The sequence below is a fragment of the Streptomyces sp. SS8 genome (genome assembly GCF_054072955.1).
In genome coordinates, this window is sequence record NZ_JBSVCZ010000012.1 from 114,741 (window position 1) to 132,045 (window position 17,305).

Annotated in this window: 18 protein-coding genes and 1 pseudogene; 12 read left to right on the plus strand and 7 right to left on the minus strand. The window is 73.5% G+C overall.

The window, feature by feature from the left end; genetic code table 11:
- The first annotated feature begins 181 nt into the window (after positions 1 to 181).
- Positions 182 to 550: a hypothetical protein gene (locus ACW69E_RS14115; RefSeq protein ID WP_457498568.1), complete on the plus strand. Its 369-nt coding sequence runs from the start codon at positions 182 to 184 to the stop codon at positions 548 to 550.
- Positions 551 to 586: 36 nt separating this feature from the next.
- Here ACW69E_RS14115 and ACW69E_RS14120 read toward each other — a convergent pair whose 3' ends face one another.
- Positions 587 to 1,147, minus strand: coding sequence for an ATP-binding protein (locus tag ACW69E_RS14120; RefSeq protein ID WP_457498569.1), 561 nt, complete (start codon positions 1,145 to 1,147; stop codon positions 587 to 589).
- Between the two features lie 166 nt (positions 1,148 to 1,313).
- Between ACW69E_RS14120 and ACW69E_RS14125 the strand changes: the two genes are divergently transcribed.
- Both ACW69E_RS14125 and ACW69E_RS14130 read left to right on the plus strand, forming a co-directional pair.
- A complete protein-coding gene (locus ACW69E_RS14125) occupies positions 1,314 to 2,162 on the plus strand; it encodes a helix-turn-helix domain-containing protein (RefSeq protein WP_457498570.1) in 849 nt (282 codons plus the stop codon).
- Positions 2,159 to 2,353, plus strand: a complete 195-nt coding sequence (locus ACW69E_RS14130; RefSeq protein ID WP_457498571.1) for a DUF397 domain-containing protein — start codon at positions 2,159 to 2,161, stop codon at positions 2,351 to 2,353. The genes ACW69E_RS14125 and ACW69E_RS14130 overlap by 4 nt, the downstream gene beginning before the upstream one ends.
- A 63-nt stretch (positions 2,354 to 2,416) precedes the next feature.
- On the opposite strand, the gene ACW69E_RS14135 is transcribed toward ACW69E_RS14130, so the two are convergent.
- Entirely contained in the window at positions 2,417 to 3,598 is a 1,182-nt protein-coding gene (locus tag ACW69E_RS14135) for a hypothetical protein (protein ID WP_457498572.1), read from the minus strand.
- A 263-nt stretch (positions 3,599 to 3,861) separates the two neighbouring features.
- Here ACW69E_RS14135 and ACW69E_RS14140 point away from each other — a divergent pair, with 263 nt between their 5' ends.
- From ACW69E_RS14140 to ACW69E_RS14150, 3 genes are all read left to right on the plus strand, one after another.
- The gene (locus ACW69E_RS14140) at positions 3,862 to 4,323 is read left to right on the plus strand and encodes an N-acetyltransferase family protein (RefSeq protein WP_457498573.1); all 462 of its coding nucleotides are present in this window, start codon (positions 3,862 to 3,864) and stop codon (positions 4,321 to 4,323) included.
- A gap of 278 nt (positions 4,324 to 4,601) precedes the next feature.
- Positions 4,602 to 4,895, plus strand: a complete 294-nt coding sequence (locus ACW69E_RS14145; protein WP_457498574.1) for a hypothetical protein — start codon at positions 4,602 to 4,604, stop codon at positions 4,893 to 4,895.
- A gap of 32 nt (positions 4,896 to 4,927) precedes the next feature.
- Positions 4,928 to 5,101, plus strand: a complete 174-nt coding sequence (locus tag ACW69E_RS14150; RefSeq protein WP_457498631.1) for a DUF397 domain-containing protein — start codon at positions 4,928 to 4,930, stop codon at positions 5,099 to 5,101.
- Between the two features lie 51 nt (positions 5,102 to 5,152).
- On the opposite strand, the pseudogene ACW69E_RS14155 reads toward ACW69E_RS14150, so the two are convergent.
- A pseudogene (locus ACW69E_RS14155) lies at positions 5,153 to 6,557 on the minus strand (DUF692 domain-containing protein).
- A gap of 164 nt (positions 6,558 to 6,721) precedes the next feature.
- Between ACW69E_RS14155 and ACW69E_RS14160 the strand changes: the two are divergent.
- Positions 6,722 to 8,416: a BCCT family transporter gene (locus ACW69E_RS14160; protein ID WP_457498575.1), complete on the plus strand. Its 1,695-nt coding sequence runs from the start codon at positions 6,722 to 6,724 to the stop codon at positions 8,414 to 8,416.
- 17 nt (positions 8,417 to 8,433) lie between these two features.
- Here the strand turns inward: ACW69E_RS14160 and ACW69E_RS14165 are convergent, their stop codons facing one another.
- Positions 8,434 to 9,192, minus strand: a complete 759-nt coding sequence (locus tag ACW69E_RS14165; RefSeq protein ID WP_457498576.1) for a peptidyl-tRNA hydrolase — start codon at positions 9,190 to 9,192, stop codon at positions 8,434 to 8,436.
- Between the two features lie 89 nt (positions 9,193 to 9,281).
- Here ACW69E_RS14165 and ACW69E_RS14170 point away from each other — a divergent pair, with 89 nt between their 5' ends.
- Positions 9,282 to 9,485, plus strand: coding sequence for a hypothetical protein (locus tag ACW69E_RS14170; protein ID WP_457498577.1), 204 nt, complete (start codon positions 9,282 to 9,284; stop codon positions 9,483 to 9,485).
- A 49-nt stretch (positions 9,486 to 9,534) separates the two neighbouring features.
- Here the strand turns inward: ACW69E_RS14170 and ACW69E_RS14175 are convergent, their stop codons facing one another.
- The 3 genes from ACW69E_RS14175 to zapE form a co-directional block, all read right to left on the minus strand.
- The gene (locus ACW69E_RS14175) at positions 9,535 to 10,620 is read right to left on the minus strand and encodes a polysaccharide deacetylase family protein (protein ID WP_457498578.1); all 1,086 of its coding nucleotides are present in this window, start codon (positions 10,618 to 10,620) and stop codon (positions 9,535 to 9,537) included.
- Between the two features lie 170 nt (positions 10,621 to 10,790).
- Positions 10,791 to 12,179 carry an alkaline phosphatase PhoX gene (locus ACW69E_RS14180; RefSeq protein ID WP_457498579.1) on the minus strand — a complete coding sequence of 463 codons (1,389 nt, stop codon included), beginning with the start codon at positions 12,177 to 12,179 and terminating at the stop codon, positions 10,791 to 10,793.
- A 234-nt stretch (positions 12,180 to 12,413) separates the two neighbouring features.
- Positions 12,414 to 13,550, minus strand: coding sequence for a cell division protein ZapE (zapE, locus tag ACW69E_RS14185; RefSeq protein ID WP_457498580.1), 1,137 nt, complete (start codon positions 13,548 to 13,550; stop codon positions 12,414 to 12,416).
- A 66-nt stretch (positions 13,551 to 13,616) separates the two neighbouring features.
- On the opposite strand from zapE, the gene ACW69E_RS14190 reads away from it, so the two are divergent.
- The 4 genes from ACW69E_RS14190 to msrB all read left to right on the plus strand — a co-directional run bounded on the left by ACW69E_RS14190 (position 13,617) and on the right by msrB (position 17,200).
- Positions 13,617 to 14,462, plus strand: a complete 846-nt coding sequence (locus ACW69E_RS14190) for a pyrimidine reductase family protein (RefSeq protein WP_457498581.1) — start codon at positions 13,617 to 13,619, stop codon at positions 14,460 to 14,462.
- 151 nt (positions 14,463 to 14,613) lie between these two features.
- Positions 14,614 to 15,093 carry an indole-3-glycerol phosphate synthase gene (locus tag ACW69E_RS14195; protein ID WP_457498582.1) on the plus strand — a complete coding sequence of 160 codons (480 nt, stop codon included), beginning with the start codon at positions 14,614 to 14,616 and terminating at the stop codon, positions 15,091 to 15,093.
- Between the two features lie 258 nt (positions 15,094 to 15,351).
- Positions 15,352 to 16,776, plus strand: a complete 1,425-nt coding sequence (murC, locus tag ACW69E_RS14200; RefSeq protein WP_457498583.1) for a UDP-N-acetylmuramate--L-alanine ligase — start codon at positions 15,352 to 15,354, stop codon at positions 16,774 to 16,776.
- 16 nt (positions 16,777 to 16,792) lie between these two features.
- The gene (msrB, locus tag ACW69E_RS14205; protein ID WP_237879799.1) at positions 16,793 to 17,200 is read left to right on the plus strand and encodes a peptide-methionine (R)-S-oxide reductase MsrB; all 408 of its coding nucleotides are present in this window, start codon (positions 16,793 to 16,795) and stop codon (positions 17,198 to 17,200) included.
- The last annotated feature ends 105 nt before the right edge of the window (positions 17,201 to 17,305 follow it).

Here is a 17,305-nt window from a genome sequence, read left to right on the forward strand (position 1 = left end):
CTCCCACCCCGGCCGGTCGGCCAATACTGTACTTCTGCAAAGCAGTTGATCGACCGGAATACGACAGCACTGTGACGGTCGCCGCTGGGGGGTCGGTGGCGGTTATCCGAAGACGGAGCCGGTCGCCGTACCGGAGGCATAGGCTCGGACCACAGCTGGACCGAGGGGCCGGGAGGGGAACATGCGGAAGGGCACTCTTGAGTACGAGCAGGCTCTGGAAGCCATGGTGGAGATCCTGCGTGAACGGGCACGCCAAGGCGCGGAACCGCTGTCGTACGGCGAACTGAGCGCCGAACTGGCACGTCTCGGCCACCATGTCCCCTACTACAAGGGCCCGATGCCGTACCTCCTGGAGGACGCGTCGGCCCGGGACAACCAGGACGGACGGCTCCCCATGCTGTCGGCCCTCGTGGTGTCGCAGAGCACCCGCCAGCCGTCGGGCGGCTTCTTCAGTTTGGCCCGGCGGGAACCGTACGAGCGGCCCGGTGACGACATGGAGCTGTGGACCCGCGAGTTGAGGAGCCTGGCGGAGCACTACGCCGGCCGCTGAGTCAGCGCACGGGCCCCTGCCCGCCGGAGGCCCGCGTCACCGGACGGGCGCGGGCAACGAGACCTCCGCCCAGACGGTCTTGGTGAACGCGTCCCGCACCTCGCACCCCCAGCGCCGGGCGTACAACGCGACCAGGAGCAGCCCCCGCCCCGACACCTCGTCGGGCGGCCCCGGTTCGGTCGCGGGGTGGCGGGGGAGGTGTTCGGGCCGGGTGTCGGTGACCTCGATCCGCATCACGGCCGGCTCGGACAGTGTCGGTTCGTGCGCGGCCGGTTCATGCGAGGCGGACTCGGGCACGGCCGGTTCGTGCGGCAGGAGCAGCGTCAGCCGGAAGTCCCGGCCCGGAAGGCTGCCGTGGGTAACGGCGTTGGCCGCCAGCTCGGCCGTCACCAGGGCGACGGCGTGCGCGGCGTCGCAGCCGTGGGGCAGGCCAGTCCACTCGGCGAACTGCTGCACGGCGAGCCTGCGCGCCAGCCGCGCGCCCCGCCGCGTGCCGCTGAGGCGGGTGGTGAACCGCGGTACGCCGGCGGCCTGTTCGGCGGCACGGTCGGTGGGGCGTGTGGTGGGCCGCCCGGCGGTGGAACTCTGGTGTCGCATGCCGTAACCGTCCCGTCACACAAGGGCGTACGGCCAGGTCGGACCGCCGTACACGCCCCTGCGCGAACCCCTTGTACGGCGGTTGTACGGCCGTCGCCCGTGACCTGTCCGGCACCGGCGCGGTTCGCCGTGGAGGTGCACCCGCGACGGACCAGGGGGAACAACGATGGGCAGGAACAACGAGCGCGCCAGGCCCGCCACAGACGGCGGCGGGGACCGGCCCGGCGCGTGGAGCGCCTACGGCAAACTCGTCCGCCTCTTCCGCGAACGCGAGGGCCTCACCCAGCAGTCCCTGGCGGACGCCATCGGGTACTCGCTGGAGCAGGTCGCCTCGGTCGAGCAGGGACGGCGGCCCGCGAAGGCCGCGTTCACCGGCGCGGCGGAGCTGGTGCTGAAGGCCGGCGGTGCGCTGGACACCCTCCAGGAGGACGTGGACCGCGCCCAGTTGCCAGCGTTCTTCCAGAACGTGGCGGCACTGGAGCTGGAGGCGATCAGCCGCTTCTCCTACGACCCACTGCTCGTGCCGGGGCTGCTCCAGACGGAGAGGTACGCCCATGCGCTCCTCGACTCCCACTTCCCGCCCTTGGCCGAGGAGGTCGTCGAACAGCGAGTGGTCGCCCGGCTCGCCCGGCAGGCGCTGCTGACTCGGAGGAGTCCGGCGACCGTCTTCGTGTTCATCGTGGAGGAGTCGGCGTTGCGCCGCGTCGTCGGCGGCAGGGAGGTGATGAGGGAGCAGTTGGAGAAGCTGCTGGAGTGCTCCAGGATGCGCAACGTCGAGATCCAGGTCATGCCCACGGAACGAGGCGCCCACAGCGGGCTCAACGGTCCCATGGTGCTGCTGGAGACGCACGGCCACGGCCAGTACGTCTACGTCGAGGCGCAGGACGTGGTGAGCGTTCGGAGTGACCGCCGCGAGGTCAGCGAGTTCTGGATGCGGTATGGCATGCTGCGGACGCAGGCCCTCAGCACCGAGGAGTCCGCACGTCTCATCGAGCGCGTGGCAGGGGAGCTATGACCACCGACCAGCCTGACGGACGCGTCTGGTTCAAGAGCAGCTACAGCGGAACGAGCGGCGGGGACTGCGTGGAGGTGGCCGCCGGGCCGGAGGCCGTGTACGTGCGGGACTCCAAGACGGCCGGCGGGCCCGTGCTGCGGGTCGGCCGCGACGGGTGGGCGGCGTTCGTCGCGCTCGCGGCCGGGCGCTGAGCCCGGTCCCGCACCGCTGCGGCCCGGACGCCGTCCGGGCCGCAGCGGTGTGAGCGGGCGGGGTTACGCGGCCTCCGCCTCCTCCCCGGAGGGCTCGGCGGCCGCCGCCGTCTCCTCCGGCCCGTCCCCGTCGTCCAGGACGATGCGGACGGTACGGCGTCCGTCGCCGGGCCCGGCCTCGGTCAGCCGGTCGCGGATGCGGTCGTAGAGCACGGCGGCCATCGCCCAGTCCGCGTCCACCTCCTCGCTCGCCTCCTCCCGGGTCTTCCAGAGGCTGATCAGGGCCGCGATGAGGGACGGCCCGGACAGGTGCGTCCACACCAGGCCGTGCTCGGCGTCCTCCTCGACCGTTCCGGGGACGCGGAAGCGCGGGTGCCGCGCGGCCTGTACGAGCAGGAACTCCCAGGTGTCGCGGTGGCAGACCAGTTCGGCGCGCGACACCCCGGCGGCGTTCAGCAGCAGCTCCGCGTGCTCGGCCAGCGGGTCGGGCGGCGCGGCCCGGCTGTCGTCCCGCCGCCCCGGTCGCTGCCCGTCTGTGCCGTCCGCGTGGAGGCCGTGGAGCCGCCGGCCGTCCGCTGCCGGGGGCGCCGCCGTGCGATCGGTACGGCCGGGGGCGTCCTCGGAACGGTTCCGGAGGGTCTGCTCTGCGGCCTTCTTCACCGCCCTCACGCGCTCTTCCGGCTTCTCCTCGGCCTCCCCGGAGGAAGCCGCTCCCTCCGGGGAGGCCGGTACGCCGTCCACGCTCTCCGGCCGCTCGCCGTCCTGCTCCCGCACTGCGTGCTCCTCCTGTCGTCGGCTGTCCCGTGTAATGGGGGCTCCACTCAGTGGATTCGACGGCGGGGCCCCGTCCGTCTCCTCTGCTTCGCCTTCGGCCTCACCGGCCTTGTCCGGCTCATGGGCCTTGGGGAGGACTGGGGCGGGCGGCGGATGCGCCCCGGCACGGCCGCCGGTGATCTCCAGGCGCAGTTCGCCCAGGCGGCTGAGGATCTCCTCCTGCCGCCGTAGCTGAATCTGGTTCTCCTCCTGGAGGATCCTGATCCCGTCGGAGGCGGTTCTCCGGAGCCTGTGGAGCTCTCCGCTCATCGCCTGCGACGGCGACCTCTCCGCCGCCTCGATGAGCGTGGTGCGGATCTCCGCGATCTCGCGGCTGATCCGGCCGATCCCCTCACCGAGATCGCCAAGCCTCTCGCCGCAGGCATCGAACTCCTCTTTGAGCGGCTGTTTCCGCCTCAACACGAACCCCACGCAACCCCCTTGTCGCTTTGAGTGACGAGCCGATCCTTTCCCTAGGCCCGATCAGGCGACGCAGGCGTTTTCCGGCCAAGACGGTTTCGTACGGCCAGTGTTGACGGAACGGGCGGCCCCAAGCTGGGCGGTCCCGTTCCCGTGACACCCGGAGGGGTGGTCTCTCGGGCGCATGTTCCTCCGCTTCTCCCTCTCGATTTCGTGAGCCGGAAGGCGGCGGGCGACGTGGACCGTTCCACGCGTATTTCGGCAGACTCGCCGGCATGGTGACGCTGAGGGTTCTCACGACGCAGGACTGGCCGCTGTGGCGGGAGGTCCGCCGTGCCGCGCTGGCCGAGGCGCCGCATGCCTTCAGGAGCCGGCTCGCGGACTGGGACAGGGGCGGAGAGGAGCAGTGGCGCGCCCGCCTGGAGACGCCCGGTGCCCACCACCTCGTCGCATTGCTGGAAGACCGAGCCGTCGGCATGGCCAGTGGCCTTCCCGCGGACGACGGTGTGCGGGAGCTGCGATCGGTATGGGTCGGTCCGCAGGCGCGAGGCCATGGGATCGGTGACCGGCCGACGGCAGCGGTCGAGGACTGGGCCCGGCAGTCGGGAGGCACGGTCCTCAGACTCACGGTGATCCCGGGCAACGACCATGCCATCTCCCTTTACCGGCGCAACGGTTTCGCCGACACGGGAGAGTTCGGGGACCTGCTGCCCGACGGCGCACCAGAGAGCACGTGATGGCGAAGGCCCTGCGCTGACCGGGACCGGCCGGGTGGCACGCGGGCCGGTGTACCGCCTCAACCGTCACGAGCACAGGGCCGGACCGGCCGGCTCCCGATCGGAACCTTCGGCGGGGAGCCGTACAACCGGGCCTTGTACGGGTGTTGTACGGCTCCCGGGCCGTGCCCCGGCCCGCGCGGGCCGCGTTGGGCATGGCCCCGGCGGTGACGGACGGCGGAAGCCGCCGGGGGCTCGGACGAGCGGGACGGACTCGGGGACGAAGGGGCGTGAGGGCGGTGCGGGACACGCGGAACGGCCGTGCGGTACGGGTGAAGGAGGACAGTGCCGACCCGCCGGGAGTGTGGTCGGCATACGGCAGGCTGCTGCAACACCTGGGCAGGCGGGCCGGGTTGAGCCAGCAGAAGCTCGGGGACGCCATCGGCTACTCCGAGTTCCAGGGCGTCGGACGCGTCGTATCGGATGTCTCCGAGGTCAGAGCCTTCTCCATGCGTCATGGCAGGCTGCGATCGCAGGCCCTGAGCGTCGTGGAGTCTGCGCGGCTCATCGGACGGCTGCTGGGAGAGACATGAGCATGGAGCAGGTGACCAGGAACGCGGGCTAGCTGCACTGGTTCAAGAGCAGCCACAGCGGCTCGGGCGGCGGGGACTGCGTGGAGGTGGCCGCCGGGCCGGAGGCTGTGCATGTGAGGGATTCCAAGGAGGCCGACGGGCCCATACTGCGAGTCGGTCAGAACGGGTGGGCCGCGTTCCTGGTGCTCGCGGCGGAGCAGGGCTGAGTAAAACCGCTGCTCAGGCTGCATCCGCGCAGGCCCCGATACGTCCGCCCGCTACGTACCCGGCCGTGTACGGCGCAGAAGACGGAGGAGACCGGCCGGGCCCCACCCCCGAGGGGCCCGGCCGGAGCGTTCGCGGTACCAGCGGCGCAGGCGGCGGCGCTGCTGCCGGGACAGGGAGGGGTCGGACTCCAGCAGGTGCGCGGTGAAGCGCATGGTGTCCGGGCGGTATCCGTCGGTCATGGGGCGGCCGCGGGCGTAGGCGGTGAACGCCGGGCGGTAGCGGTCGCCCAGGATGCGTGGCAGTTCGGGCGCGATCCCGGCGATGACCGAGGCCCGCTTGGCGACCAGCGCCCGGCGCTGGACCTCCAGCCGCGCGGGGTCGAAGCCGGCCGGCGCGGGGCCGTCCGCGACCAGTGCGCCCAGCAGGGCGGCCTGGGCGGCGGCCAGCCGGCGGCGGGCCGCGTCGGTGCCGGAGCCGGTGTCCATGTCGGGGTCGGTATCAGGTCCGGCACCAGGGGCGGTGACGGGTCCGGTGGTGGGGCGGGCGTCAGGCACGGGGGCCTCCCGCGTTCCGCGCCGCGCCCTCGAACACGCCCCGCACGGCAGCCAGTTCGGCGGCCAGCTCCTGCGCCGGAGGGAAGTCGTCGTCCCGTTCCAGCAGCACCCCCGGCGGATCGGTGCGCACGCACAGCTCGGCCAGCAGTTCCAGCACCGGCTCCGGCACCGGGTGGGCGTGGCTGTCGTGCCACACCCCGTCGCGCTCCACACCGCCCGCCACGTGCACGTACGCCAGCGCGTCCAGCGGCAGGCCGTCCAGGACGGCCAGCGGGTCCTCGCCCCGGTTGACGCGGTTGGTGTGGAGGTTGGCCACGTCGATGAGCAGGCCGACGCCGGTGCGGTCCACCAGCTCGGTCAGGAACTCCGCCTCGCCCAGCTCCTCGCCGGGCCAGGGCAGCAGGGCCGCGATGTTCTCCAGCGCCAGCGGTACGGGCAGCGCGTCCTGGGCGATCATGACGTTCTCGCAGAGCACCTCCAGCGCGTCGCGGGTGCGCGGCACCGGCAGCAGGTGCCCGGCCTCCATCACCGGCCCCTCGTCTCCCGGTGCCCCGGCCCCCGGCCCCCCGGCCCGGACGAACGCGATGTGCTCGGTGACCAGCGGCGCCTCCAGCGCCTCGGCCCGGCGGGCCAGCGCCGCCAGCCGGGCGGGGTCGGGCCGCTGCGCGCCCCCGAGTCCGAGCCCCACCCCGTGCGGCACCACGGTGGTGCCGCGCTCGCGCAGCCGTGCCAGCGCCGGCGGAAGGTGGTCGGGGCAGACGTTCTCCGCGACCACCTCCACCCAGCCGACGTCCGGCAGCGCCTCGATCGCGTCCGCGATCGCCGGCCGCCAGCCGATCCCCGTACCCAGTCGTGCCACGCCCGCCCCCCTCGACGGCTCCTCCCCGTGTGGGGTTGTCATCTCCGGGCAGAGGGATCACCAATCCCGCGCGGCGGAGTTCAGAGCTTCACCTGAGCTTTCGCCGGGGCCCCACCCCGGTCCGTTCGCGGCCACCGCCCGTGTGTCGCGCCCGCATCGGACCGCGAAAACGACGAAAATCGGACCAGTCCTCCAGGGAGAGGTACATGCTGGAAAAGCTGCAGCGCCTACTGGGGCTCCGTACCGATCCGGTCATCTTCTTCACCTCCGCCGGGCTCACCGTGCTGTTCGTGGTCGCGGCGATCTCGCTGACGGAGCAGGTGGACCGGGTCTTCGCCACGGCCTCGGACTGGCTGCTCACCCAACTGGGCTGGTTCTACATCCTGGGCGTGACGACCTTCCTGGTCTATCTGCTCTGGATCGCCGTCAGCCGCTACGGCCACATCCGCCTGGGCGCCCAGGACGACCGCCCGGAGTACAGCACGCGGACCTGGTTCGCGATGCTGTTCGCCGCCGGAATCGGCACGATCCTGATGTTCTGGGGGGTCGCCGAGCCGATCAGCCACTTCGCCGAGCCGCCCCAGCAGGGCGTCGAGCCGGAGAGCACCGAGGCCGCCCGGATGGCGATGGCCTACTCGCTGTACCACTTCGGCCTGCACACCTGGTCGATCTTCTGCCTGCCGTCGCTGACGTTCGCCTACTTCGTCTACGTGCGCGGGATGCCGTTCCGCGTCAGCTCCGTGCTGTACCCCCTGCTTGGGGACCGGGTGTACGGCACGGCGGGCCGGATCGTGGACATCGCGGCGGTGATGGGCACGCTCTTCGGCGTCGCCGTCTCCATCGGCCTGGGCACGATGCAGATCAACAGCGGGCTGGCGCGGCTGTTCGGCCTGCCGGAGAACTCGCTGGTGCAGGTGCTGTTGATCACCGTCATCACCGCCATCGCCACGACCTCGGTGGTCTTCGGCCTGGACAAGGGCATCAGGCGGCTGTCGAACATCAACATCGTCCTGGCCGTCGGGCTGATGCTCTTCGTGCTCGCCACCGGGGCGACGCTGTTCCTGGCCAAGGGGATCATCGAGAACGTCGGCGTCTACCTGTCCTCGCTGGTGTCGCTGGCCTTCTGGAACGACACCTTCGCCGACACCGGCTGGCAGGGGACCTGGACGGTGTTCTACTGGGCCTGGACGATCACCTGGTCGCCGTTCGTGGGCATCTTCATCGCCCGTATCTCCAAGGGGCGCACGATCCGCGAGTTCGTCCTCGGCGTCCTCGCGCTGCCCACGGCCTTCACCATCGTGTGGTTCAGCGTCTTCGGGCTGTCCGCCATCGACATCGAGATGAACGGCGCCGGCGGGCTGGTGCGGAACGTGGTGGAGGAGGGCGACATCCCCGGCGCGCTCTTCACCTTCCTGGAGAACTACCCGCTCACCACCTTCGTCTCGGCCCTGTCGGTGCTGATCGTGGTCATCTTCTTCACCACCTCCTCGGACTCGGCGTCCCTGGTGGTGGACATGCTCAGCGCCGGGCAGCGGGAGGAGGGCGGGCCGACGCGGCAGCGGGTGTTCTGGGCGATCACCGAGGGCGTGGTCGCGGGGACGCTGATCGCGGCCACCGGCAAGAGCGGCCTGGACGCGCTCGCCGAGGTGATCACGGTGCTCGGTCTGCCGTTCTTCCTCCTGGCCTCCCTGATGATGTACTCGCTGGTCCGCGCGATGCGCACGGACTTCCCCGAGCTCACCGGCCCGCCCGCCGCGCTGCGGCGGCGGATGGAGCGGGAGCGCAGGACGCGGGAGTGGGGCGCGGGCAAGCGGGACGGCGAGGACGGCGAGGGGGAGACCTCCGGGGGCGCGGGGAGCGCCGGGAGTTCCGGGGGAGAAGCCTCCGAGAGCGGGCGCTGATCCCTCGGCCGCGCCGTTCAGCCCAGGCGCGCCGGGAGCGCCGGGTGCTCGGCCACGACCGTGGCCGAGCCCGGGGCGATCTCGGTGAAGCCCGCGTCGCGCACCACCGGCAGACCCGACTCCGTCAGCCGCTCCCACTCACCGCGCGGGGCGGTGCGGACCGCCAGCGGGAAGCCGGCCGCACGCCAGGCGGCCCGCGCCGCGCCGTCCAGCGCCAGCCAGGCGAGCTGGGCGCCGTGCCCGGCCTGGGCCATCGCCTTGCCGGCGGACATCTCCAGTTCCGGGTTGAGCCACAGCACGGGCGTGCCCGGCTCCGGCGCGGCGGGCGGTACGGGGTCCTCCAGGTCGGTGCCGGAGACCTGGAGGCGGGCCAGGTCCTTCGGCCAGCCGTCCAGCGGTACGGGCGGGAACACCCGCACCTCGGCCGGGTGCTCGCCGCCGCCGGTCACGGTGACGCCCGGCAGCGCGCAGGCCCGCCGCCACTCCGCGCCGCGCGCCCGGCGCACCACCTTGCGGATGCGCCCGTCCTGCCAGTCGCGCACCGCCCGGTGCCAGTCGCCGCCGGGGTCCGTCGCGCGCTCGTCCGACAGCATCACCAGCACCGCGCGCGCCGCCGTCTCAAGCGCGTCGCTGCGCGCGGGCGGGCCGGGGGGAGCGGACCGCTCGATCCGGACGACGAGCGGCAGGACGTACTGCGGGGCCGCGTCCCGGTCGGCGGCCTCGCGGGCGGCGGGAGCGGTGGAGGGGTCGGTGGAGGGGGCGTCGGAGGTGCTCACGGGGCCAGTGTGCCAGCCGCCGCCGGGGCGTCCGCACCCGTTTTCGCGCGAGGCCACCGGCGGGTGGGGCCGGGAGTACCCTCGGCCCCATGGAGTTCGTATCCGGCTGGACCGCACCCGAGACGACGGCCGCCCCGGACGCCGGCACCGCCCCCGACGGCGCCGGGCGCGAGGAGCGGGCCATGTGCGTGCAGTGCGGCGAGCCGACCGAGTACCCGGCGAGCACGCGCGGTGCGACGCTGTGCCCGGTGTGCGAGTGGCACGAGGCCGAACGCGTCGCCTGCTCCTGCTGAACGGAACCGGGCGGAAAACGGAGCCGGACGGAGCCGCCGGGGCCGTGGCTCAGTCCCGGCCCATGGCCGAGGCGATCATCTCCGAGACGCGCACGATGCGGTACCCGCGCTCCTTCAGCTCCGGGACGATCCGGCGCACGGCCTTCTCGGTGGCGGGGGCCTTCTCGCGGTCGCAGCTGAGTACGACCACCGAGCCCGGCCTGACGTCCTTCAGCACCCGCTCGGCCACCTTCTTCGGGTCCTTCTCCCCGGCGTCCGGTGCCACCACGTCGCCGGCCACCGCCGTCACCTCCGCCGGGGCGATCGCCCGCCGGGAGCGGTCGTCGAAGCAGCCGCCGGGGAAGCGGAAGTAGGGCGTCAGGTTCTTCACCCCCGCCGCACGGATGGCTTTCCGCCCCTTGCGCACGTCCGCGAGCTGCTTGTCGGGCGCGAGCGCGGGGAGGTCGCGGCAGCCGCCGGTGAAGGCGCGGTGGGAGTGGGAGAGGTTGCCGACCTCGAACAGGCCGTCGCGGCCGATGGAGCGCGCCTGGTGCTCGTAGGTCTGCGCCCACAGGCCCGACATGAAGACGGTCGCGGGGACCTTCTCGCGGCGCAGGGCGGAGACGAGCCCGGGATTGTCGTGGCGCTTGCCCTCCTCCTCGGCCCGCTCGCGGTCCTCGGCGGACAGGGCGGCGTCGAAGGTCAGCGCCACGACCCTGTCCTCCTTGTCGCCGCTCTTCTCGGCCTTCTTCCGCTTCTCCCGGTTCTCGCCGTCCTCCTCGGGCTTCTCCTCCTCCCGCTGCCTCTCCTCCTCCGGCTTCCCGGCCTCGTCACCGGCGTCCCGCGGGGTCTCGGGGCGGGGGCCGTGCCGGAAGACGGGCACCCGGCCGCTGATGGAGGCAGGCAGGGTGGCGTACCGGTCGGAGGGCGACGCGTCCTGGCCGTCGCCGTCCGGGCGGGAGACGGAGGAGCGCGGGGAGGCGGAGAAGTCGCCCTCCCCGGAGCCCCCCTCCGAGGCCGCCGGCGAGGAGGGCGCGGCCGGGGAGGCGCCGGCCCGGGTGGTATCGCCACCCGGGCCCGCGCAGCCCGCCGCCGCGGCGGCGACCAGGGCGAGAGCGGTCAGGGGACGGGCGGTACGGCGCACGGAGACGGTCATGATCGGAACGTAACGACGATCCGGGACGGTCGCGCGGGATGCTGCTCTTGTCGGACTACCGCCACCCCCGGCCCGGGTGACGCTCGATCGGGTAACCGCCCGCCGCCGCTCTCACCGTCACCGCCGCCGGTGCCGCCCGGCAGCCCCCGGCCACCGCGGTCCCGCCGGTCTCAGTGGCGCCAGGGCCCGGTGACGGCGAACGTGGTCCCCGGGTCGTAGCAGTTGACGTACATGGTGCGGTGGTCGGGCGAGAAGGTGACGCCCGCGAACTCTCCGTACTCCGGCTCCTGCGCGGTGCCGGTGTTCTGGGCGTTGCGCGCCAGGGCGTAGATCTCGCCGTGGCGGGTGAGGCCGTAGACGTGCTGCTCGCCGCCGCCGTCCTCGCAGAGCATCAGTCCGCCGCCCGGGGCGAGGCAGATGTTGTCCGGGGACTCGCCGGGGGTGTCCACGCCGGTGTCCGGCCCGAAGATCACCGCCAGCGTCAGCCGGCGGCGGCCCGGTTCGTAGCGCCACACCTGGCCGAAGTGGTCGGCCGCCGAGCCCTCGGAGCTGCGCGCGTAGCTGGAGACGAAGTACACCGCGCCCTCGCCCCGGTGGCTGCCCCAGTAGCAGCCCTCCAGTTTCTGCGCGTGGGTGACGCCGCCGGGGCCGAAGTCCTGCAGGCGGATGGGCGTCTCCTTCGCCAGCGGATCGGGCACCGGCAGCCACTCGACGCCGTCGAAGTGCGTGCCCGGCTCGGTGACGGCCGACAGGTCCGGGACGCCGGGCACCCGCATGGCCTCCAGCCTCCCGCCCGCGCGCAGCGAGTCGAAGCCGCCGCGGGGGCGGTGCGGCAGGAAGCGGTAGAACAGGCCGAAGGGGTGGTCGAAGGCGTCCTCGGTCTCGTAGACCACGCCCTCGCGCGGGTCGACGGCGATGGCCTCGTGCTGGAAGCGGCCCATCGCGGTGAGCGGCTCGGGGACGGTGCGGTGACCGGGCCGCAGACCGACCTCGAAGATGAAGCCGTGGTCCCTGGTGTAGCCGTTGGTGCCGGCCTTGTCCTCGGTCTCCTCGCAGGTCAGCCAGGTGCCCCAGGGGGTCGGGCCGCCCGCGCAGTTGACCGCGGTGCCCGCGATGCCCACCCGTTCGTCCAGCACGCGGTCGCTGCCGGAGAGCTCCAGCACGGTGCAGCCGCCCATGCCCTGCGGGTCGTACGTCAGTCCGCGCACGGCGGGGACGCGGTGGGGGGCGTTGTGGCGGTTCTCGTGGTTGCGCACCAGCCGCACGCGCCCGGGGTGGGTGCCGGGCAGGGCGGTCATGCCGTCGTGGTTGCCGGGGACCGGCCCCTGGCCCGAGAGTATGGGCTCGCCCTCACGCGACAGCACCCGGTAGCGGAAACCTTTCGGCAGATCGAGGAGGCCGTCGGGGTCGGGTACGAGGGGGCCGTACCCGTCCCGGCCGCCGGCCGCGGCGTGGGCGGCGTCCGTACCGGCGAACAGTTCGGAGAGCGATCCGGTGAAGGCGATCCCCGCCCCGACGGCTGCGGCACTTCCCAGGATCTGGCGTCGCGTTGCTGACATGGGCAACTCCCTGCTGGCGGACAGGTTGATGACCCGCTTGTGTGTACCACGCCGTCCGCTCGGCGGGAACCAGGCGCGGCCCGGCCGGAACCCGCCCGCGCGCGCCGCGACCCTCCCGGCGTACGGATCCGGCCGTTTCCCGGGCGGCTTTCCGTGCCGCCGGTTCCGTGGCCACCGGCTCCGCCGCCGGGCCTCCGGTTCCGCCGGGTGCCGCCCCGGTCGGACCCGCCCGGGTCAGGCCCCGTCGCCCCCGCCGGTCAGGCGCCGCGCGTCGCGGGCGAGCGCGGTCAGCCGGGATATCGCCCGGAAGTACTTCTTGCGGTAGCCGCCCTTCAGCATGTCCTCGCCGAAGAGGCGGTCGAAGGGCACCCCGGAGGCGAGTACCGGCACCTCGCGGTCGTAGAGCCGGTCGGCCAGGACCACCAGGCGCAGCGCGGTGGACTGGTCCGGCACCGGCCGGACATCGGTGAGGCAGACCGCCTCCACGCCGTCGCACAGCGCGCCGTAGCGGCTGGGGTGCACCCGGGAGAGGTGGTCCAGGAGGGAGGGGAAGTGGTCCAGGGACGCGCCGGGAGTGCGGTGCGCGGCGGCACTCACCTCGGCGTCGCCGGCCGGCGCCGGGGCCTCGGGCAGGCCGCGGTGGCGGTAGTCCTCGCCGTCGATGCGCAGCGTGCGGAAGTGCGCCGACAGGCCCTGGATCTCCCGCAGGAAGTCGGCGGCGGCGAACCGGCCCTCGCCCAGCTTGCCGGGCAGGGTGTTGGAGGTGGCCGCCAGCGCCACGCCCTCCTCGACCAGACGGCTCAGCAGGGTGGAGACCAGCACGGTGTCGCCCGGGTCGTCCAGCTCGAACTCGTCGATGCACAGCAGCCGGTGCCCGCCGAGCGTGGCCACCGTCTGCTGGAAGCCGAGCGCGCCCACCAGATTGGTCAGTTCCACGAACGTGCCGAACGCCTTGCGCTCGGGCGGGGCCTCGGTGGCGTGCCACAGGGAGGCCAGCAGATGGGTCTTGCCGACGCCGTAGCCGCCGTCGAGGTACACCCCGCGCGGCCCGGTGGGCGCCGTCGGCCGCCCGCCGCGGCGGAACCAGCGGCGGATGCCGCCGCCCTCGCCGTCCGCCCGGCCCCCGCCGAGCCCGCCCGCGAACTCGCTCAGCACCTTCACGGCCTCGGACTGGCTGGGCTGGGAGGGGTCGGGGATGTAGTTGTCGAAGCGCACCGAGTCGAAGCGCGGCGGCGGCACCATCTCCGCGACCAGGCGGTCGGCGGGGACGTGCGGCTCGCGGTCGCACAGGGACAGCGGGGCGGCCCCGTCGGCCGCCGGACGCTCCGGTCCGGCGCTCGGGGCGGGCTTGTGGGCGGGGGAGGACGACACCCTTATCACTGTACGTGGCGTGGCGGGGCGCGAAACACGCCAGTGGCACGTGCCACACTGCGCCGTATGCGACGCCTGTTCCCTCCTTTCGAGTACCCCGCCGCGCCCACGGCCCCCGGGCGCCAGGAGCCGCCGTCCGCCGACCGGCCCTGGACGCCCGAGGAGATCGCCGACGCGTACGCCTACCCCGCTGCGACGGCCGAGGGGGACGGGGAGACGGGACGGGCCGCGCGGCCCTGGCTGCGCGGCAACATGGTCGCCTCCCTCGACGGAGCGGCCCACCACGGCGGGCGCTCCCAGCCGCTGTCCTGCGACGCCGACATGCGGATCTTCGGGGTGCTGCGCGCCCTGGCGGACGCCGTGGTCGTCGGCGCCGAGACGGTGCGCCGGGAGGGGTACCGGCCGGCCCGCCGCCGCGAGGCCTTCGCCGCCCGGCGCGAGGCGGCCGGGCAGGGGCCGGCCCCCGCCATCGCGGTCGTCAGCGCGAGCCTGGACCTGGACTTCTCCCTGCCGCTGTTCACCGAACCGCTGGTGCCCACCCTGGTGCTCACCGGCGCCGCCGCCCCGGCCGGCCGCCAGGAGGCGGCGCGCGAGGCGGGCGCGGTGGTGGTGCACGCGGGCGAGGGCGCGGAGGTGGATCCGGCACGGGTGCCGGGACTGCTGGCCGGGCACGGCCACACCCGGCTGCTCACCGAGGGCGGGCCGCGCCTGCTGGGCCGCTTCGCGGCCGCCGGCGTACTGGACGAGCTGTGCCTGACCGTCTCCCCCCGGATCACCGCCGGGGACGCCGCGCGGATCCTGGACGGCCCAGGCTTCGAGACCCCCGCGGAGTACGAGCTGACCTCCCTGCTGGAGGAGGACGGCTTCCTCTTCTCCCGCTACCGCCGCTCCCCGGGAACGACCCGGAAATGACCGGATCCGGATGTCCGCGCCAACAAGGTGTGACGTGCACAGAATGAGATACGCAGAGTGAAATGTGCAGTCCCACACCGATGTGGGACGGGATAGTCACGGGATAGTCGTCGTACGGGTCGCCGACCCGTCGGGAGGAAGGGCACCTGCCGTGTTCACGTCCGTACTGATGATCGAGAAGCCGCTGGTGCCCACCGACGTCGAACTCGTCACCACACTCCACGGCGACGAGCCCGTCTCGTTCGTCGTGCTCATGCAACCGCGCGGCGACCAGGACCGGTTGCTGCGCGCCCTGGACGACGTGGCGCTGGGCGAGCTGGACGACGCCGTCCGCGAGGCCACCGGACAGGACGAGGAGGAGGCGGCCGGCAGCCCGGTCTCCCCGGCCGAGCGGGCGCTGGAGCACTCGCTGGGCGCACTGCGCGCGGCCGGGGCGGAGGCCGTCGGCCAGATCGTCCAGGACCACCCCCTGGACGTGCTCACCTCGGTGGTGGGGGAGACCGGCGCCGACGAGGTGATCGTGCTGACCGCGCCGCACCTGGTGGAGGAGTTCTTCCACCGCGACTGGGCCTCCCGGGCCCGCCACAAGGTCGGCGTCCCCGTGCTCAAGCTGTTCGCCCACGGCGAGTAGGCCGGACGCGGGCGCCGCACGCCGTCCGCGGGCACCCGGTCCGCTCGCATAGGCTGGGGCCGGGTGCCCGCCGACGGCGTGCGCGGCCCCGGCCGCACCACCGCACGGGCGCCCCGGAGCACCTCGGAACCTCCACAAGCCCGCGCAAGCCTCCGAGAGCACCGAAGAACGTCCGAAAACACCCGAGCGAACCCGAGAACCCCCGAGAACCCAGCCCCGGCGGGCACACCCGCCCGGAGCACCCCGAAAGGACACCGCATGGCGCCCGGCCTGCCGACCGCGATGGAACGACCGCACTTCATCGGCATCGGCGGAGCCGGAATGTCCGGCATCGCGAGGATCCTCGCCCAGCGCGGCGCCGAGGTCGCCGGCAGCGACGCCAGGGAGTCCGCCACCGTCGAGGCGCTGCGCGCCCTCGGGGCCACCGTCCACACCGGCCACGCCGCCGCCCACCTGGGCGCCGACGCCACCGCCGTCGTCGTCTCCAGCGCCATCCGCGAGGACAACCCCGAGCTGGCCGCCGCCCGTGAGCGCGGCGTGCCCGTCGTGCACCGCTCCGACGCCCTGGCCGCCCTCATGGACGGCCTGCGCCCCATCGCCGTCGCCGGCACCCACGGCAAGACGACCACCACCTCCATGCTCGCCGTCGCCCTGGAAGCGATGGGCCTGGATCCCTCGTACGCCATCGGCGGCGACCTCGACGGCCCCGGCACCAACGCCCGGCACGGCGGCGGGGAGATCTTCGTCGCCGAGGCCGACGAGAGCGACCGCAGCTTCCACAAGTACGCCCCCGAGGTGGCGATCGTCCTCAACGTGGAGCTGGACCACCACGCCAACTACGCCTCGATGGAGGAGATCCACGAGTCGTTCCTCACCTTCGCCGACCGCGTCCGCCCCGGCGGCACCCTGGTGGTCAGCGCCGACCACGAAGGCGCCCGCGAGTTCACCGCCCGCCTGCGCGCCCGCGCCGCCGAGGACGCCCGGGACCTGCGGGTCCTCACCTACGGCGAGGCCGAGGACGCCGGCGTGCGCGTCCTCAAGGTCCTCCCGCAGGGGCTGACCAGCGAGGTCACCGCCGTCCTCGACGGCGTACAGCACACCTTCACCGTCTCCGTCCCCGGCCGCCACTACGCCCACAACGCCGTCGCCGCCCTGGCCGCCGGCGCGGCGCTGGGCGTCCCGGCCGGCGGCCTGGCCGCGGCGCTGGCCTCCTACACCGGCGTCAACCGCCGCCTCCAGCCCAAGGGCGAGGCGCGCGGGGTGCGGGTCATCGACTCCTACGCCCATCACCCCACCGAGATGACCGCCGACATCGAGGCCATCCGGGGCGCGGCCGCGGGCGGCCGGGTGCTGGTCCTCTTCCAGCCGCACCTGTTCAGCCGCACCCGGGAGCTGGGAGCGGAGATGGGGCAGGCCCTGGCGCTGGCCGACGCCTCGGTCGTCCTGGACGTCTACCCGGCCCGCGAGGACCCGATCCCGGGCGTCACCAGCGCCGTCATCACCGACGCCGCCCTGGCCGCGGGCGCGGACGTGCGGCCCGAGTCCGACAAACGGGCCGCCGCCGCCCTGATCGCCGGAATGGCCGAGCCCGGCGATCTCGTTCTCACCATGGGAGCGGGCGACGTCACCGAACTCGGCACGACGGTGCTGGAGCGGCTGGCCGCCCGCCCGGCGAACCGATAGGGCCGAGGAGAGATCCATGGGTTACGAGATCGACAAGAGCGACGAGCAGTGGCGGCAGGAGCTCAGCCCCGCCGAGTACCACGTGCTGCGCGAGGCGGGCACCGAGCCGGCCTTCACCGGCGAGTACAACCACACCAAGACCACCGGCGTCTACCAGTGCCGCGCCTGCGGGGCCGAACTGTTCCGCTCCGACACCAAGTTCGAGTCGCACTGCGGCTGGCCCAGCTTCTTCGACCCGGCCGACTCCTCGGCCGTCGAACTGCTGGAGGACCGCTCCCACGGCATGGTCCGCACCGAGGTGCGCTGCGCGCGCTGCGGCTCCCACCTGGGCCACGTCTTCCGCGGCGAGGGCTACCCGACCCCGACGGACGAGCGCTACTGCATCAACTCCATCTCCCTGAAGCTGGTGCCCGAGGAGGGCTGACGAGCCCCGGCCGCGCGCCCCCGGACCCCGCGAGGCCCGCCCGGGCCCGGGGGCGGAACGCGGCACCCCGCCGCCGCGCCGCGCGCGGGCGGGCGGATGATGGCG

What these genes read in the sequence shown, in the direction of transcription:
- ACW69E_RS14115 (WP_457498568.1), top strand. Translation starts at nt 182, where the DNA reads ATGCGGAAGGGCACTCTTGAGTACGAGCAGGCTCTGGAAGCCATGGTG.
- ACW69E_RS14120 (WP_457498569.1), bottom strand. Translation starts at nt 1,147, where the DNA reads ATGCGACACCAGAGTTCCACCGCCGGGCGGCCCACCACACGCCCCACC.
- ACW69E_RS14125 (WP_457498570.1), top strand. Translation starts at nt 1,314, where the DNA reads ATGGGCAGGAACAACGAGCGCGCCAGGCCCGCCACAGACGGCGGCGGG.
- ACW69E_RS14130 (WP_457498571.1), top strand. Translation starts at nt 2,159, where the DNA reads ATGACCACCGACCAGCCTGACGGACGCGTCTGGTTCAAGAGCAGCTAC.
- ACW69E_RS14140 (WP_457498573.1), top strand. Translation starts at nt 3,862, where the DNA reads ATGGTGACGCTGAGGGTTCTCACGACGCAGGACTGGCCGCTGTGGCGG.
- ACW69E_RS14160 (WP_457498575.1), top strand. Translation starts at nt 6,722, where the DNA reads ATGCTGGAAAAGCTGCAGCGCCTACTGGGGCTCCGTACCGATCCGGTC.
- ACW69E_RS14170 (WP_457498577.1), top strand. Translation starts at nt 9,282, where the DNA reads ATGGAGTTCGTATCCGGCTGGACCGCACCCGAGACGACGGCCGCCCCG.
- ACW69E_RS14175 (WP_457498578.1), bottom strand. Translation starts at nt 10,620, where the DNA reads ATGACCGTCTCCGTGCGCCGTACCGCCCGTCCCCTGACCGCTCTCGCC.
- ACW69E_RS14180 (WP_457498579.1), bottom strand. Translation starts at nt 12,179, where the DNA reads ATGTCAGCAACGCGACGCCAGATCCTGGGAAGTGCCGCAGCCGTCGGG.
- ACW69E_RS14190 (WP_457498581.1), top strand. Translation starts at nt 13,617, where the DNA reads ATGCGACGCCTGTTCCCTCCTTTCGAGTACCCCGCCGCGCCCACGGCC.
- murC (WP_457498583.1), top strand. Translation starts at nt 15,352, where the DNA reads ATGGCGCCCGGCCTGCCGACCGCGATGGAACGACCGCACTTCATCGGC.
- msrB (WP_237879799.1), top strand. Translation starts at nt 16,793, where the DNA reads ATGGGTTACGAGATCGACAAGAGCGACGAGCAGTGGCGGCAGGAGCTC.